The sequence below is a fragment of the Xanthomonas translucens pv. undulosa genome (genome assembly GCF_017301775.1).
Lineage (GTDB): Bacteria > Pseudomonadota > Gammaproteobacteria > Xanthomonadales > Xanthomonadaceae > Xanthomonas_A > Xanthomonas_A translucens.
This window is the reverse complement of sequence record NZ_CP063993.1, coordinates 3,127,993-3,143,828: the sequence shown is the minus strand read 5'-3', so window position 1 is coordinate 3,143,828 and position 15,836 is coordinate 3,127,993. Positions and strand designations below refer to the sequence as shown.

The window sequence follows — 15,836 nt, the reverse complement described above, 5'->3', positions numbered from 1 at the left end:
CACGATGCCGCGATCACTCGTACTTGATGTCGGCGTCGTAACTGGTGCCGCCGGGCTGGCCGTCCTTGCCCAGGCTGATCAGATCGAACGGCTTGCCGTCGCCGGGCACCTTGTACTCGATCGGATGGCCCCACGGATCGTTCAGTTCGGTGGCCTTGGCATACGGACCGAGCCAGCCGCTGACGCCACCCGGCGCGGCGACCAGATCGTCGAGCTTGGACGGCAGCTTGCCGGTGTCCAGCTGGTAGTTGTCGATCTTGCCGGCCATGGTCTGGATCTGCGACTTGGCCAGATTGGCCTTGCCGCGATCGGCGCCGCCGAGCACGCGGCTGCCGACCAGGGTCAGCACCGCGCCGATCAGCACGATGACGATGATGATTTCCAGCAGGCTCATGCCCGACTGGCGCGCGGCAGAGGGGGAACGGGTCAGGGAGCGGATATTTCGCATTGCATCGGATCCTTGCGGTGGAAAGCCTATGTAGCCGAACGCGGTGACAAGCGACGCCGACGCGTGCGGGTCGTGCAGCTACGCTTCATGCGCGGCGACGGCGGCGGCAGGGCCGCGATTGACGCATCTCGCACTTCGCGCATGACGCGGCGCACACATGCTGCGGGCATGGGTGCGCCCATTGCTTCGACCATTCGCGGCGCCACAGGTTCACGCCATCATCCCTGCGCTGCCGGCATTGCTGCTGCCGTCCATGGCGCAACAGGCTGCACCCAGACAGACCGGCCCGGCCATCCATGGCCGGGCGTTCGGCGCCACATGCGCCATGGCGCATGAGCGTGGCGCCTCACCCAATCGCATTGGTGAGGTCGTACAGAGGAACGAGGACGGAAATGATCACCAGCCCGACCACCGAGGCCAGGACCAGGGTGATCAGCGGCACCAGCGCGGCAAGCAAGCGGTCGATCGCCTGCGCGGTTTCCTGTTCGAAGGTGTCGGCGGTCTTCAGCAGCATCGTATCCAGCGCGCCGGATTCCTCGCCGACCTGGATCATCTGCAGCGCCAACCGCGGGAAGCGCTTGCCCTTGGACAGCGACGCCGACAGGCCATGGCCGTTCTTGACGTCGTCGGCGGCGGCGCCGACGTCGGCGGTCAGCGCCAGGTTCGACAGCACGTTGCGCGAGATGCCCAGCGCGGACAGCAGCGGCACGCCGTTGCGCAGCAAGGTGCCCAGGGTGCGGGTCAGCCGCGCGGTTTCCAGCCGCGCGATCAGCACGCCGATGAAGCGCTGCTTGAGCAACCAGGCGTCGAAGCGGGCGCGGAATACCGGATCGCGGCGCTTGCGGTCGATCGCCAGCAGCGCCAGCCCCGGTACCACCAGCAGCGCGATCCACCAGTCGCGCACGAACAGGCCCACGCCCAGCACCGCCTGGGTGAACCATGGCAGCTGCACGTCCAGGCTCTCGTACATCAGCGCGAACTGCGGCACCACGTAGCCGAGCAGGAACAGCAGCGCGCAGCCGACCACGCTGACCAGGATCGCCGGATAGATCAGCGCGTTGATCACCCGTCCCTTCAGTTCGCGGCTGCGCTCCAGGTATTCGGCCAAGCGCTGCAGCGTATCGTGCAGGCTGCCGCCGGCCTCGCCGGCGCGGACCATGTTGATGTACAGGCGCGAGAACAGGCCGTGCTGGCGCTCCAGCGCGGTGGACAGCGGCGCGCCGCCGCGCACCGCGTCGCGGATGTCGCCAACGGTGCGCTTGGAGCGCTCGTCCTCGGGCAGTTCGAGCAGGATGGTCAGCGCGCGGTCCAGCGGCTGGCCGGCGCCGAGCAGGGTCGCCAGCTGCTGGGTGAACTGCACCAGCGCCGCACCGTCGAACGGCTTGGGCCGGAACAGGCCGCGCAGCGAGGTGCCGCCGCCCTGCGCCGCGAGCTTGGCCTCCATCGGCATATGCCCCTGCTCCTGCAGGCGCAGCGCCACCTCGGCGTCGCTGGCGGCTTCCATCTGGCCTTCCAGGATCTCGCCGTGCGGGTTGAGCGCTTTGTAGCGGTACAGGGGCATTAGCTGCGGGACGCGGGACATGGGACGCGGGACGCGCAAAGCAGGCCGCGCGCACTGCACGCGCGCCGGCGCGCCGCGGCGCTGACGCGCACTGCCGGGCAGCGTGCCGCGCGCATCAGGTTTCCTCCGTCACGCGCAGCACTTCCTCGATCGTGGTCTGCCCGCTGAGCGCCTTGCCAATGCCGTCTTCGTACATCGTGCGCATGCCGGCCTCGCGCGCCAGCTGCTCGATCTCGCCCATGCCGGCGTGGCGCATCACCGCGCGGCGCAGCGCGTCGTTCATCACCAAAAATTCCATGATCGTGGTGCGGCCCAGGTAGCCGGTCGGCGCGATCGCCGAGGGCCGCGGGCGGAACAGGCAGATCTCGCCCTCGGGCTGCAGCCGGCGCAGTTCGAACTTCTCGATCTCCTCCGGCGAGGCCGGATAGCGCTCGGCGTGGGTCGGCTCCAGGCGCCGCACCAGGCGCTGCGCCAGGATGCCGTTGATGGTGGAGGTCAGCAGATAATCCTCCACGCCCATGTCGAGCAGGCGGGTGATGCCGCCGGCGGCGTTGTTGGTGTGCAGGGTGGACAGCACCAGGTGGCCGGTCAGCGCCGACTGGATCGCGATGCGCGCGGTTTCCAGGTCGCGCATTTCGCCGATCATGATGATGTCCGGGTCCTGGCGCACGATGCTGCGCAGCGCGTGCGAGAAATCCAGCCCGATCTGCGGCTTGGCCTGGATCTGGTTGATGCCCTCGATCTGGTATTCGACCGGATCCTCGACGGTGATGATCTTGACGTCGGCGGTGTTGAGCTGGCTCAGCGCGGTGTACAGCGTGGTGGTCTTGCCCGAGCCGGTGGGGCCGGTGACCAGCAGGATGCCGTGCGGCTGCTCCAGCACCTTGCGGAACTGCGGCAGGAACGCGTCGGTGAAACCGAGCCGGTGGAAGTCGAACACCACCGTCTCGCGGTCGAGCAGGCGCATCACCACGCTCTCGCCGTGCGCGGTGGGCACGGTGCTCACGCGCAGGTCCAGTTCCTTGCCCTGCACGCGCAGCATGATGCGCCCGTCCTGCGGCAGGCGGCGCTCGGCGATGTTGAGCTTGGCCATGATCTTGACCCGGCTGATCACTGCTGCGGTCAGGTTGACCGGCGGGCTTTCGCCGTCGATCAGCACGCCGTCGACGCGGTAACGCACCTTCAGCCGGTTCTCAAACGGCTCGATGTGGATGTCCGAGGCGCGCAGTTCCACCGCGCGCTGGATCACCAGATTCACCAGCCGGATCACCGGCGCTTCCGAGGCCAGGTCGCGCAGGTGCTCGATGTCGTCGGCGGCGGCGCTGTCGCCGTCGGCGGTTTCCACGATCGCGCCCATCGCGCTGCGGCCCTGGCCGAACCAACGCTCGATCAGGTCGTCGATCTCCGAGCGCAGTCCGACCCGCGGCAGCACCTGGAAACCGGTGGCCAGGCGCACCGCGTCGGCGGCATAGGCCTCGTGCGGATCGGACATCCACAGTTCCAGCGCGCCATCGCGCTCGCCCAGCGGGCACACGTGGAATTGCTTGAGGAAGCGCAGCGACAGCGGCTGCGCCTCGGGCAGGTGCTCCGGCGCGGTGGCCGGCAATTGCTTGGCGTCAAGCAGCGGCAGGCCCAGCACTTCGGCGCTGACCTCGGCATGGTCGCGCTCGGAGACCAGCCCCAGCCGCGCCAGCAGCGACAGCAGGCCGCCGCCGGATTCGCGCTGCAACTGGCGCGCGCGCAGCAGGTCGCCCTCCTTGAGCCGGCCCTTGGCCAGCAACGCATCGACGATGCGCGCCTCGGGCGTATCGACAGCGGCAGCAGTGTCCTTCACAAGCGCGTTCACACAATCCCTCCAAAGCGTGCGGCGACTTTAACAGTTCAGCACGACCTGCCGCCCGCCCGCGGCGCAGCGGGCGGCGCGACTGTCTACGACTGCCATGCCGGCACGGCGCGCGTCATTGGCATGACACACGCGGCGCGCAGCATCGTGCCTTGCGGCGCGGTGTGCATGGCCAGCGGCAGCGCACAAGCGCAACCGACAGCGGCGCATGCCGGACTGCCGGCCGCCGTGCCGACAGCGGTATCGCCAGGCGCGCGCGCGGCTTTTGCATTGCCGCAACCCAAGGAAACCCGGCCGAAGCCGGGTTTCCTTGGGTTGCTCCGGCACCGTCTCCGGCGCCGTCATCGCAGGCTTACTGGCGCGCGACCAGGCTGACCCCGCTGTAGCTCGACGTGCCGACCAGCTTGACGTAGTAGGTGCCGGCCTGCGGCGCGGTGAAGCGCACCGTCTCGTTGTTGCCCGGGCGCACCGACTTGGCGTCGTAGTTGGTGGTACTGGGCTCCTTGTCGAAGCTCACGTACAGCGACACGTTGCCGCTGCCGCCGTAGGTGAGGAAGCTCAGCACCGCGCCAGCCTCGGCCTCGAAGCTGTACAGCACCTCGTTGCCCGTCGCGCCGGTCAGGCCGGCCACCGCCACCTTATTGGTCAGCGCGGTCGCCGGCGGCGTGCACTGTTCGGTCTGCGGGTCGCACGGCACTTCCAGCGCCTTGGCCAGCGCGGCCTTGGCATCGACGATGCCGGTGCCGATGGGAGTGCTGGTCGGGATCGACACCGGGAACGGACGCGCGGTCTGCTTGAGCAGGGTTTCCAGAGCGGCCGGGGTCAGCGGCGCGTTGCCGGCGGCGATCACCGCGCTCTGCACCAGGGCCGCCACCGCCGCCACGTGCGGCGAGGCCATCGAGGTGCCGCCCAGGCCCGTGTATTTGTAGGCACCCGAAGTCGGCGTGGTCGCGCCGCTATAGCCGTTCTGCCAGACGTAGCCGCCCGGGTTGCCGTCCACGCTGCCGCCGCCGCCAGGGCCTGACAGGTCCACCGCCGCGCCATAGTTGGAGTAGGAGGCGATGCCGCCGGTGATGCGCGTCGCGCCGACCACGATCACGTTGGCGCAGCTGGCCGGACTGAAGTTGGCGGCATTGCCGGCGCTGTTGCCGGCCGCCACCACCACGGTGGTGCCGCGCGCGACCGCACCGTCGATCGCCTCCTGGAACAGCATATCGCAGGTACCGCCGCCGCCCAGGCTCATGTTGATGACCTCGGCCGGATTGGCGTTGGCCGGCACGCCGGCGACGGTGCCGCCGGAGGCCCAGGTGATCGCGTCGGCGATGTCGGAGGTGTAGCCGCCGCACTTGCCGAGCACGCGCACCGGCAGCAGGGTGGCGTTCGGCGCGACGCCGGCCATGCCGATGCCGTTGTTGGTGGCCTCGGCGATGGTGCCGGCGACATGGCTGCCGTGCCAGGAGCTGGCATCGGCCAGCGATCCCGTGTAGCACTCGTTGTCGTTCTCGACCCAGTCGCCGTAGTCCAGCGCGCCGGGAACGCGCGCGTCGGTCGGACGCCGCGATTTCTTCGCATCGGAGATGAAGTCGTAGCCCTGCAGGAGGTTGACCGCCACGTCCGGATGGTTCGGCAGGATGCCGGTATCCAGCACCGCGACGACAACGCCTTTACCCTTGGAAATATCCCACGCGGCCGGCGCATTGATGCCGCCGGTGGCGCTGCTCAGGTGCCACTGGTACTGCGCGTACAGCGGGTCGTTGGGCACCAGCTGCGGCTGCGCCAGCGCTGCCTTGGGCAGATCGGTATGCTGCAGCGTGACGTCCACCAGCGCGTACTTGACCGCCGGGTCGGCGGCGATTTCCGCCACCACCTTGTCCATGTCGGCCTTGCTCAGCTTGCCCGACAGGCGGATCAGGTCGGCGCCCACGCCCAGGGTGCGCACGTATTCGGCGCGCACGCTGGCCGCCGCCGCACGCGAGATGCCGTTGCCGCCGCCCAGGCTGGCGCGGGTCACCGCCGACTGCACCGCCGACAGCTTGGCGCGGCGGTCGCTGGCCACGGCGGTACCGGCCTTGTAGCGCACCACGATGCGGCTGGAAGTCTGCGCGTCGGCCGGTGCGACCTTGGCCGGCGGCTTGACCGGCAGCGACGCGGCAACGGACGCGAATGCGCTCGAGACCCCCAGCGACATCATCAGCATGGCGGCGGCGATGGCATTGATACGAAGGTTTTGCTTGTCGATCACGTTGACGTCCTCTTCAAAGTTCGTGGATCAGGCGACAGTTGCGGCCGTAAAAACTCCTTCTCCCCGAATCCGTTGGCCGGCCCAGCCAAGGTCCTTCGGTCTGCCCCCTCAGGCCATTGCGTGGGCGGACGGCGGCACGCGCCGCCATCCGCGATGGCTCACCAGCCGAAGCCGGCACCGATGCCGACCGAGCTATCGTCGCCGCTGAACGCGCCGCCGATGGTCAGCGTGGCGCGGTCGCTGAAGGCGCGCTGGTAACCCACCGACAGCGCCGACTCGCCGTTCTGGAAACCGACACCGGCACCGACACGGTTCTGGGTGCGGATGCCCGCGGCGCTGGTGGCCATGTTGAGCATCGCCGCGCTCATCGCTCCCTGCCGGTCGATGCGGCGGTCCTGGTCGCGCAAGCGCGCAGCGACGTCGCCGCGCAGCACGTCGAAGCTGTCGGCCATGGTGTCGAAGCGCGAATCGGCATACGACTTGGCGGTGGCCACGCCGCTGTCGAGCTGGCCCTTGTTGACCGCATCGGTGGTCTGGGTGCCGGCGGCGACGTTGGCGACCTGGCGCTCGTTGCCGGCGCTGCCCACCGATACAGTGTTGGCACGGTCGGCGAGCGCCCCCTGGCCCAGCGCCACCGCCCCCTGCGCCGTGGCGCTGGCGCCCTGGCCGAGCGCGGTGCCCGACGCGGCGGTGACGCTGGCGCCCTCGCCCATCGCCACCGCATTGGTCGCCACCGCGGCAATGTGGCTGTTGGCACCCACCGCGGTGCTACCGTCGGCGTTGACCTTGGCGTTGCTGCCGATCGCGGTGTCGTTGCGACCATGCGCATAGGCGCTGCCGCCGATCGCGGTGCCGGTGACGTCGTTGGCGCGCGCCGCCGTGCCGACCGCGGTGGCGGTGGCCCCCGCATCGGCCACGACCGCTTCGCCGACCTGCGCGGTGGACGCGCTGCCGGAGACCGGCGCCAACGCGGAAGCGGCCTGCGCCGTGGCAACTCCCGGTTCCGACGCGGTCACCGACGCGACGCTGGCGACACGCGCACTGCGCGCCAGGCTGGCGCTGCCGCCGCTGCGCGCATCCAGCTCGCTGACCTTGCCGTCCAGCGCCGCCAGCGCATCGCCGACGTTGCTGTAGCTGGCGCCCTGGATCACGTAGGTCGGGGCCACGAACAGGCCTTGCGCGCCGAGGCCGGCACCACCGCCCAGGAACGTGGCCATGTTGCTCAGCGACTGGTACAGCTGGCTGCCGTTGATCGCCTCGGTGCTGCCGGCAGCGACGCTGCCGGCGCTCAGGTTGACGATGCGCCGGGTGGCCGGGCCGCCGCGGCCGTTGCCGCTGCCCAGCGACACCGTGTCGGCCTCGTACACGCGCGAGCCGGCGCCGAGCGCGACCGCATTGTCGGCCGAGACGCCGGCATTGGCGCCGATCGCCACGCCGTTGCTGCCGCTGTTGCGCACGAAGCTGTTGTAGCCCAGCGCCACGCCGTTCTCGCCGATCGCATTGGTCTGCAGGCCGATCGCGGTGCTGCGCGCGCCGCTGGCCGAACTGCTGGCACCGGACGCGGTCGCGCCGGCGCCGCTGGCCACGCTGGCCACGCCCAGCGCGGTACTGCGCAGGCCGCTGGCGGTGGCCCCGGCCCCGGCCGCGGTGCTGTCCACACCGCTGGCGCTGACCACGCCGCTGCCCGAGCTCTGGAAGTCGGCGCTGGCTTCGCCGGCCACCGCCGCCACCGCATCGAGCTGCGCCTTGTTCACCGCATCGGTGGCGTTGAGCGCCGCGCCGAGGTTGGTGATGCGGCGCGTGGCCGGAGCGCTGACCCCGTTGCCGCCGCCCACCGACACCACGTTGGCTTCGCTGGCGCGCGAACCGGCGCCGAGTGCGACGCTGTTGCTGCCGCTGGCCCAGGCGTTGCTGCCGAGTGCGGTGGCGTTGATGCCGCTGTAGGCGTAGGCATCCTGGCCGATCGCGGTGCCGCCCTGCGCGGTGGCCCAGGCGAACTGGCCCACTGCGGTGGTCTGCGCCGCGGTGGCCCAGGCCGAAGCGCCGAGCGCGGTCGCATCCTCGCCGCTGGCGCGGGCGCTGTAGCCCAGCGCCGAGGCGTAATCGCCCGCCGCCGCCGCGCCGTAGCCGAACGCGCTGGTGCGGCCGCCACTGGCGCTGCTGAACGCGCCGACCGCGGTGCTGTAGTCGGTGGTGGCCTCGGCCTTGTAGCCGTTGGCGGTGGACTGCAGGCCGGCGGCCGTGGCGCCGGCGCCGCTGGCGCTGCTGAACGCCCCGGTGGCCTGCGCGCCCGCGCCGAGCGCAGTGGCGCCGACGTCGCTGGCGGTGGTGGTGCCGTCGAGCAGCACGGTGCCGTCGGCGTCGGTGTAGTACAGCGCGCCACCGATCGCGGTGCTGGACGCGCCGGTGGCGGTGGCGTTGTAGCCGGACGCGGTGGCGTATTGGGCGCCGGCCAGCGCGCCGCTGCCGAACGCCGAGGCGCCGCTGCCGAAGGCGTTGGACGCCTCGCCGGCGGCGGTGGCGTAGTTGCCCTCGACATAGCTGCCGACGTCGTCGGCCGGATCTGCGCCGCCGCTGGCCTTGAACTGCTTGCCGGTGGCGTCGGCGGACTGCTTGACCGCGTCCAGCTGCGCGACGTTGACCGCATCGGTGGCCTCGGTGCCGGCGGCGACGCTGGTGATCTGCCGGGTCAGGCCGTTGGCGACGTCGCCGACCGCGACGCTGTTGTCGCGGTCCGCGTAGGAATACGCGCCGAGCGCGACTGCGCTGGACGCTGAACGGTCCTGCGCATCCGCGAGCCAACTGCTGACCCGCGCGCCGTAGCCGATCGCGGTCGCGTCGATGCCGTTGGCCGCGCTGTTGGCACCGATCGCCGTGCCGCTTTCATGGAACATCGAGGTCACCGAACCGGCGCCGAGGGCCATGCTGTTGGCGGTCCACGCGGTGGACGCTTGGCCGATCGCCATCGCGCCCTCGCCCGCGGACAGCGCATAGGCGCCGAGCGAGACGGTGTGCGGCGCGAACGAACCGGCGCTGTGGCCGATCGCCACCGAGTCGACGGCGTTGTTCTCCAGGTTCGGGAACACGTTGGCGTTGTAGCCCAGCGCGATCGCGTAGTTGCCCTGGCTCTGCGCGCCCGCGCCCAGGGCGACGCCGCCGACGCCGGTCGCCGCGGCGATGCCGACGCTGTTGCCGGCACTTTCGGCGGCCGTGCTGACACCGCCGATGGCGACGCTGTCGGTGCCGCTGGCCAAGGCATTCATGCCCATCGCCACGGTACTGGTCGCGGTCGCGCGCGCGCCGATACCGGCCGCGGTGGCGTAGTCGCCCACGGCGCGCGAGCCGTAGCCAACCGCCGTGCCCAGCGCGCCGGACACTTCCGCCAGGGCGCCGACCGCAGTGGCGCCGTCCTGGAAGGTCTGCGCGTGATAGCCCAGCGCGGTGCTCTGCACGCCGCTGGCGAAGCTGCCGGTGCCGACCGCGGTGCTCAGCGGGTCCAGCGCCTGCGCGCCGCCGCCGATCGCCGTGGCCGCGATGCCCAGCGCCTGGGTGGTCTGTTCGCGGCTGCCGATGATGAAGCCGGCGTCGTCGTACTCGTAGACCGTGGCGACGCCGCCGATCGCGGTCGCCGACTCGCCATTGGCGGTGGCGTTGGCGCCGAGCGCGCTGGCGTTCTGGCCGTTGGCCAGCGCACCGCTGCCGATCGCCGACGCCGCAGTGCCGCCGGCGAAGCTGCTGGAGCCGAGCGCGGTGGCGTAGTCGCCGTCGGCCAGCGCGTTGGACCCGGACGCGGTGGCCTCTTCGCCCTGCGCCAGCGCGCTGCCCGCGCCGCTGGCGGAGAACAGGCGCGCGGTGGTGTCGGCGACGTTGGCGACCGCATCGAGCTGGTCCAGATTCACCGCATCGGTGCCCTCGCTGCCGGCGGCGACGTTGGTGATCTGGCGCTCGGCGCCGGCCTTGCCGACCGACACGCTGTTGTCGCGATCGGCGAGCGCATCGGCGCCCAGCGCCACGCTGTTCTCGCCCTGCGCCACGGCAGCATTGCCCAGCGCGGTGCTGTTGTAGCCGGTCGCCGTGGCGAAGCCGCCAACGGCGGTCGCGAAGTCGGCATCGGCCGTAGCGCCCAGGCCGACCGCCGCGGTGGCGGTGCCGTTTGCGACGCTCTCGGCGACGAGCGCGGTCGCGCCGATGCCGCTGGCGGTGCTGTAGTAGCCGAGGGCAGTGGATTCCAGACCGTCCGCTTCGCTGAGCGCGCCGCTGGCCACGCTGCCGTCGCCGCTGGCGTTGCTGGCCGCGCCGGTGGCGGTGCTCTGTTCGCCGCTGGCGTTGCTTTCGGCACCGACCGCGGTGGCGTAGTCGCCGCTGGCGCTGGCGCCGGCGCCGATCTGCAGCGCCTGCGCTTGCGCGCTGGAGGGCAGCATGGAGCCGACGGCGCCCAGCGTCAGGGCGATCACGGCCGACAAGGCCAGGCCCTGCACGCGCCCGGCCCTGCCTTCGCGAACCAGCTGGCCGCGGGAATCGCCGCTGGCCAGTTCCGAGGCCACGGTCCACATCCCCAACGCCTTGTTCCAGACCTTGCGATAAATCCGATTCATCGACTACTGCTCCTCAAATTAGGCTGGTTTTTGGTCAAAAAGCCACCCTCGCCCGGCCTTCCAGCCGGCCGACCCCCTGTCGGTATTTGCGCCGCATCCCTGACCCGGAGCGCGAGAGGCGGGTGCCTGTCGCTGCGCGCCTGCCTTGATGAACCAAAGCAAAATGCGGAACTGTCTGGAGTGTTAACCCCGCATCCTGATTACGTCAAGTTTTTGACTAAAAACAGCACGAAGAGTGATAAAAGTCTCGAATTTATATAAAGGGTGTTAATTTTTAGATAAATTTCAATAAAAACAAGACATTCCGCCAAATTCTCGGCACGGCATTTGCCATGCGTTGACCTCAGGTGGAGGCGATATGCGCTGCTGCGCCAAGGGTTTGACATGTACCGACGCGACAGCGGCGAAGCGGCAAATGCACGCTCATCGCTCATCCGCATGCGGCCGTGTACAAGACCGACTGCGCAAACCCGAGCGGGCTGGGCGCAAAAAGAGCACATGGAGACGAACGATCGGCCTGCTGTCGGCGACGGCAGATGTGCCCACCCGGTAGCCCCGGAGCCTTGAAGCGGCGGTGACCTCGGCCATCCGCCGTCGAGCGCCGGACGCCTGAGCCGATACACGGCCTGATTCAACCAAGGCCTGGCGGCGCTGGCGTGGCGACCTGGAGCTCATCGACCGTGATCCCCTAACCCGGATCGGGCTTGTTGCAACGGTGGCGCGCCTAGAGACACCGGTGAACCTGCACGCTCAAGCGTGAGGTGGCAACACGAGCGGGCGCCTTGAGCTACGCCGACGCGTGGCGCCTCGGGGGCGCGGGCCGGGCAAGCGTGAGGATGCCGCCGATGCCGAATCCTCGGTGGGTCGAACCCCTGAGCCGCAGCGCTCGGGGCGAAGAAGATCGCCGTTTTGGCAACCCCCGATTTCCGGCACATCGATGGTGTGCTGCGTCGCCGTCATTGCATCGGGGCTGCGCATGCGGCCTTCCGCATACCCGCAGCAGGCAGGGGCGACGTAGTTTGCCGCAGCCTGCGCCAGGCCTCCGCGCAAGCAATGGGGACTCCGAATCAGGTTCCAGGCGCAACGCCACATGTATCAGGTGGCAGGCAATAACGCCGAGGATGCAGGTCGAAGCCGCTGGACGGGTCACCGCCTTCGTCGAGATCGACACGCCGTACCGACTAAAAGTAGAACCCCACGTTCAGATTGAAACGCGAATGCCACCTGGACCGGTCACCGTCGTCGATGGCAATGCCGTCGCCACCTGCGAACCACATGTTCTTGCCGGCGATCCAGTCCAGATAGGTCAGCATCGCGCCTCTTTTCACGCTGCAGCCAGTTACGTTCTGCATTGATTCGCGCACGCCAAGACGATCGTGGGACGGCACCGTCATGCTGAAATTGTTGTAGCAGGTCACGTCGTCCAGCCAGCGCCCCTTGCCGAACGAATACGCGATGTTGGCGGTGGGCACGTCGGCTTCGGCAGCGATCTCGAAGGGCGCCAGAAACGCCGACATGGCAATGCGAACGCCAGGCACATCGTAGCGATAGCGCGCCCATTGCAACTGGCCGGTCCAGCTGCCGCCGCTCCACTGCGCATGCACGGCCGCGCCGCGATGCCCGTGGAGGCTGCGGTCCTGGACATTCAATACGTGTCCGGAAAAGGTTGAAGCGCCCAGCAGGAGGGTGCCACGGCGAAGGTCGTAGCGATGTTCGTAGCGGGCATTCCAACGATGGTATTCGCGATAGGGAGACAGCGCGGTGTCGGCGACATCGAACGAGTAGCGGTCCGTGCGCGCTCCATCGCCGTATTCGTCGCCCGAGAACCAGCCGACATGCACGGTATCCTTGCCGATGCTGCGCGCGAATACGACGCCCGGATCGTAATCGTCTTCGATCCCGAGGTAGTAGCCGGAGCCGAACCAGAAACTGTTCGACGCGGTCGGCAACAATCCGAACGGCACCTGCTGGATGCCGGCTTTCACCACGGTGTGGTCGTCGACGTTCCAGCCAAGGAAAGCGTGATGCACCGCGTCGAATCCGTCGTACCAACGATACTGCGCGGAAACGAAGAGCGGGCCTGTTCCCGCATTCGCATCGACGCGCAGCAACTCCAGATCGAGCCGCTGCGTGGGGCCGTAATCGCGCCAGCCGTAATTGAATCGGACCGCTCCGCCAAGCTTCGCGTACGAGTCGGTATCCCGAGCATCCTGCGCATACGCCTGGGCGCTGCACGCAATGGCCAGCAGCAGCAAAATACCTGAATGAAATGACATGGGTGTGGCCGCCTTCGCGTTGGTTTCGCCAGACATCTATCGGCCGCAATCGAGCCAGCATGAGGCCCACGGCGGGATTTAAGTTTCGTTTCCGCTCGTCGATACCTCAGCTTAGCGAAGTGTCCAGCAGGACACCTGAAAATCCATCCCCGGAGCACCAATGAACAGGCCCCTAGTTCGCCGCAACAGCGTCGCCAGCCGTTTGATGATCGGCACCGGCATCCTGGCCCTGCTGTGTTTCGGCATGACCGCTGCCATCAGCTATTGGCGCAGTAGCCAGGCGTTGCTCGGGACGTCGCAAGGCATGCTGCGCGAAGTGGCGCGTCACCAAGCAAGCGAGATCTCGTCCGACATCGGGTCGGCGTTCAACACCGGGGCAACGCTGGCCAATACGTTCAGAATCCAGCGCGGCATTGCCGGCGCGAGCCGCGATTCGGCGGCATTGGTGCTTCATGAGCAGCTGCGCCTGCAGAAGAACTGGCTTGGCATCAGTACGCTTTGGGAACCCAACGCATTCGACGGACACGACGCCAGCAACGTCGACGCCCCCTTCCATGATGCGACCGGCCGTTTCATGGTGTATTGGTCGTACCAAAAAGGCGAACTGGTGCGTGAAGCGCTGCACAGCTACGACAAGCCCGGCGAGGGCGACTGGTATCTCGCTGCGCGCGGGAGCCACGCGCCCGTGGTCATCGAGCCTTACTACTATCCGGTTGCCGGCGTCGACACGCTGATGACGACGTTGAGCACGCCCGTCATGGAAGGCGATCATTTCCTCGGCACGGTCAATATCACCATTTCGCTCGACGCGCTGCAAAAGCGCGTGGCGACGCTGCGGCCGCTGGGCGTTGGGCAGGCGCTGCTGCTGTCGCCCACCGGCGCCGTGATGGCCAGCGCCGATGCCAAGCAGGTGGGCAAGAAGCTGACCGACGCCGGCACGCAGGCCATGCTGGCGAAAGTGCGCGCGGGGCAAGTGAGCAGCGACGAGGCCGCGATCGGTGGCGAAGATTGGCTGCGCGTGTTCGTCCCGATGCGGCTGGGCAAGGCACCGGAAATGTTCGCGCTCGGCATCATGGTGCCCAAACACCATGTCATGGCGCAGGCACGCACGTTGCTATGGGTCATCATCGCGGTGGGGCTGCTCTCGGCCGCTCTGCTGAGCGTGTGTCTGTACCTGTTGCTGCGGCGCCAGGTACTGGCGCCCCTCGCCGCGGCCGTCAAGGTGTCTGCGGCGGTGTCCTCCGGCCAGTTGAACAGTCGCATCGAGCCGCGCCGCATGGACGAACTGGGCCAGCTGCTGCTCTCGATGGGCACCATGCAGGCGCAGCTGCGCGCGGTCATCGAAGCGCAAGACCATATGGCCAGCCGGCATGACGCCGGCGAAATGAGTTACCGCATGGATGCAGCGCGTTTTCCAGGGGAGTACGGCCGCATGGTGGCCGGCACCAACAACCTGGTCGATGCGCATGTGCGGGTCCAGCGCGAGCTGGTGTCCGTCATGTCGCGCTACGCGGTAGGCGACATGCAGGCCGACATGCCGGCATTGCCGGGCGAGAAGGCGGCCCTCAGCGATGCGATGGCGGCAACCAAACACAATCTGCAGGCGATCAATCGGCAGATTCTCGCCTTGGCGCAGGCAGCGGAGGCCGGCGACTTCTCGACCCGCGGGGATGCGAACGCGTTCGACCACGATTTCCGCAGCATGGTCGAAGGCTTGAACAACCTGATGCAGACGACCGACACCAACCTGGCCGAGCTGTCGCGGTTGTTGCGCGCGATCGCCGCCGGCGATCTCACAGTGCGCATGAGCGGCGAGTTCCGCGGCGTGTTCTCGCAGATGCGCGACGACGCCAATGCCACCGCCAGCCAGTTGGCGCAGATCGTCGGCAGCATCCAGACCTCGGCCGCATCGATCAAGGGCGCCGCAAGCGAGATCGCCGCCGGCAACCAGGACCTGTCGCAGCGCACCGAGCAACAGGCCGCCAATTTGGAGGAAACCGCCGCCTCGATGGAGGAGCTCACCTCCACCGTCAAGCAGAACGCCGATGGCGCGCGCCAGGCCAACCAGCTTGCCATCGGTGCGGCCAGCGTGGCCGCGCAGGGCGGCCAGGTCGTGGACAAGGTCGTCGAGACCATGAGCGGCATCGAAGCCTCGTCCAAGAAGATTGCCGACATCATCTCGGTCATCGACGGCATCGCGTTCCAGACCAACATCCTGGCATTGAACGCGGCCGTGGAAGCGGCGCGTGCCGGCGAACAGGGCCGCGGCTTTGCGGTAGTGGCCTCGGAAGTACGCATGTTGGCACAGCGTTCCTCCGGCGCGGCCAAGGAGATCAAGGATCTCATCCAAGACTCGGTACAGCGCGTGGCCGAAGGTTCCACGCTGGTGCACAGCGCCGGCGAGACCATGAGCGAGGTAGTGGCCAGCGTGCAGCGGGTCACCGACATCATGGGCGAGATCTCCGCCGCGTCGCAGGAACAATCGGCCGGCATCGAGCAGGTCAACCAGACCATCACCCAGATGGACGAGGCCACCCAGCAGAACGCGGCACTGGTGGAAGAAGCCACCGCCGCCGCTCGCTCGCTCGAGGACCAGGCGGTGCAGCTCACCGAAGCGGTCGCGGTGTTCAAGATCGGCGCCAGCCATGCGGTTGAGGCAAAGCGGGCCGCGCCAGGACCGGCGGCGGCGCCGGTGGTCAAGGTGGCGACGGCCGGCCGCGCTGCCACGTCCAGGCCGCGTGCTTTGGTTGCCGCTCCCAGCAACGAAAGCAGCTGGACGGAATTCTGACCAAGGCCGGCGCGGGGCGCCCAGGTCGGCGCGCTGGCTGCGTTGGGTCTAGCTGCAGTTCTTGATGTTCAAGCAGCGCCGGC

Annotated in this window: 7 protein-coding genes; 1 reads left to right on the top strand and 6 read right to left on the bottom strand. The window is 68.6% G+C overall.

The features are described 5' to 3' along the window. Positions 1-13: 13 nt before the first annotated feature. The 6 genes from gspG to ISN38_RS13300 form a co-directional block, all read right to left on the bottom strand. Positions 14-448, bottom strand: a complete 435-nt coding sequence (gspG, locus tag ISN38_RS13325; RefSeq protein WP_009575957.1) for a type II secretion system major pseudopilin GspG — start codon at positions 446-448, stop codon at positions 14-16. 346 nt (positions 449-794) lie between these two features. Further along, positions 795-2,009, bottom strand: a complete 1,215-nt coding sequence (xpsF, locus tag ISN38_RS13320; protein ID WP_003466908.1) for a type II secretion system protein XpsF — start codon at positions 2,007-2,009, stop codon at positions 795-797. 115 nt (positions 2,010-2,124) lie between these two features. Further along, positions 2,125-3,855 carry a type II secretion system ATPase GspE gene (gene gspE, locus ISN38_RS13315; protein WP_003466909.1) on the bottom strand — a complete coding sequence of 577 codons (1,731 nt, stop codon included), beginning with the start codon at positions 3,853-3,855 and terminating at the stop codon, positions 2,125-2,127. Positions 3,856-4,204: 349 nt separating this feature from the next. Further along, positions 4,205-6,094: a S8 family peptidase gene (locus tag ISN38_RS13310; protein WP_047325312.1), complete on the bottom strand. Its 1,890-nt coding sequence runs from the start codon at positions 6,092-6,094 to the stop codon at positions 4,205-4,207. Between the two features lie 158 nt (positions 6,095-6,252). Beyond that, positions 6,253-10,689 (bottom strand): ESPR-type extended signal peptide-containing protein, encoded by a 4,437-nt coding sequence (locus ISN38_RS13305; RefSeq protein WP_053008605.1) that lies wholly within the window; start codon positions 10,687-10,689, stop codon positions 6,253-6,255. 1,181 nt (positions 10,690-11,870) lie between these two features. After that, the gene (locus tag ISN38_RS13300; protein ID WP_206711846.1) at positions 11,871-13,001 is read right to left on the bottom strand and encodes a hypothetical protein; all 1,131 of its coding nucleotides are present in this window, start codon (positions 12,999-13,001) and stop codon (positions 11,871-11,873) included. Positions 13,002-13,125: 124 nt separating this feature from the next. On the opposite strand from ISN38_RS13300, the gene ISN38_RS13295 reads away from it, so the two are divergent. Beyond that, positions 13,126-15,753, top strand: coding sequence for a methyl-accepting chemotaxis protein (locus tag ISN38_RS13295; RefSeq protein WP_038236897.1), 2,628 nt, complete (start codon positions 13,126-13,128; stop codon positions 15,751-15,753). Positions 15,754-15,836: the final 83 nt, after the last annotated feature.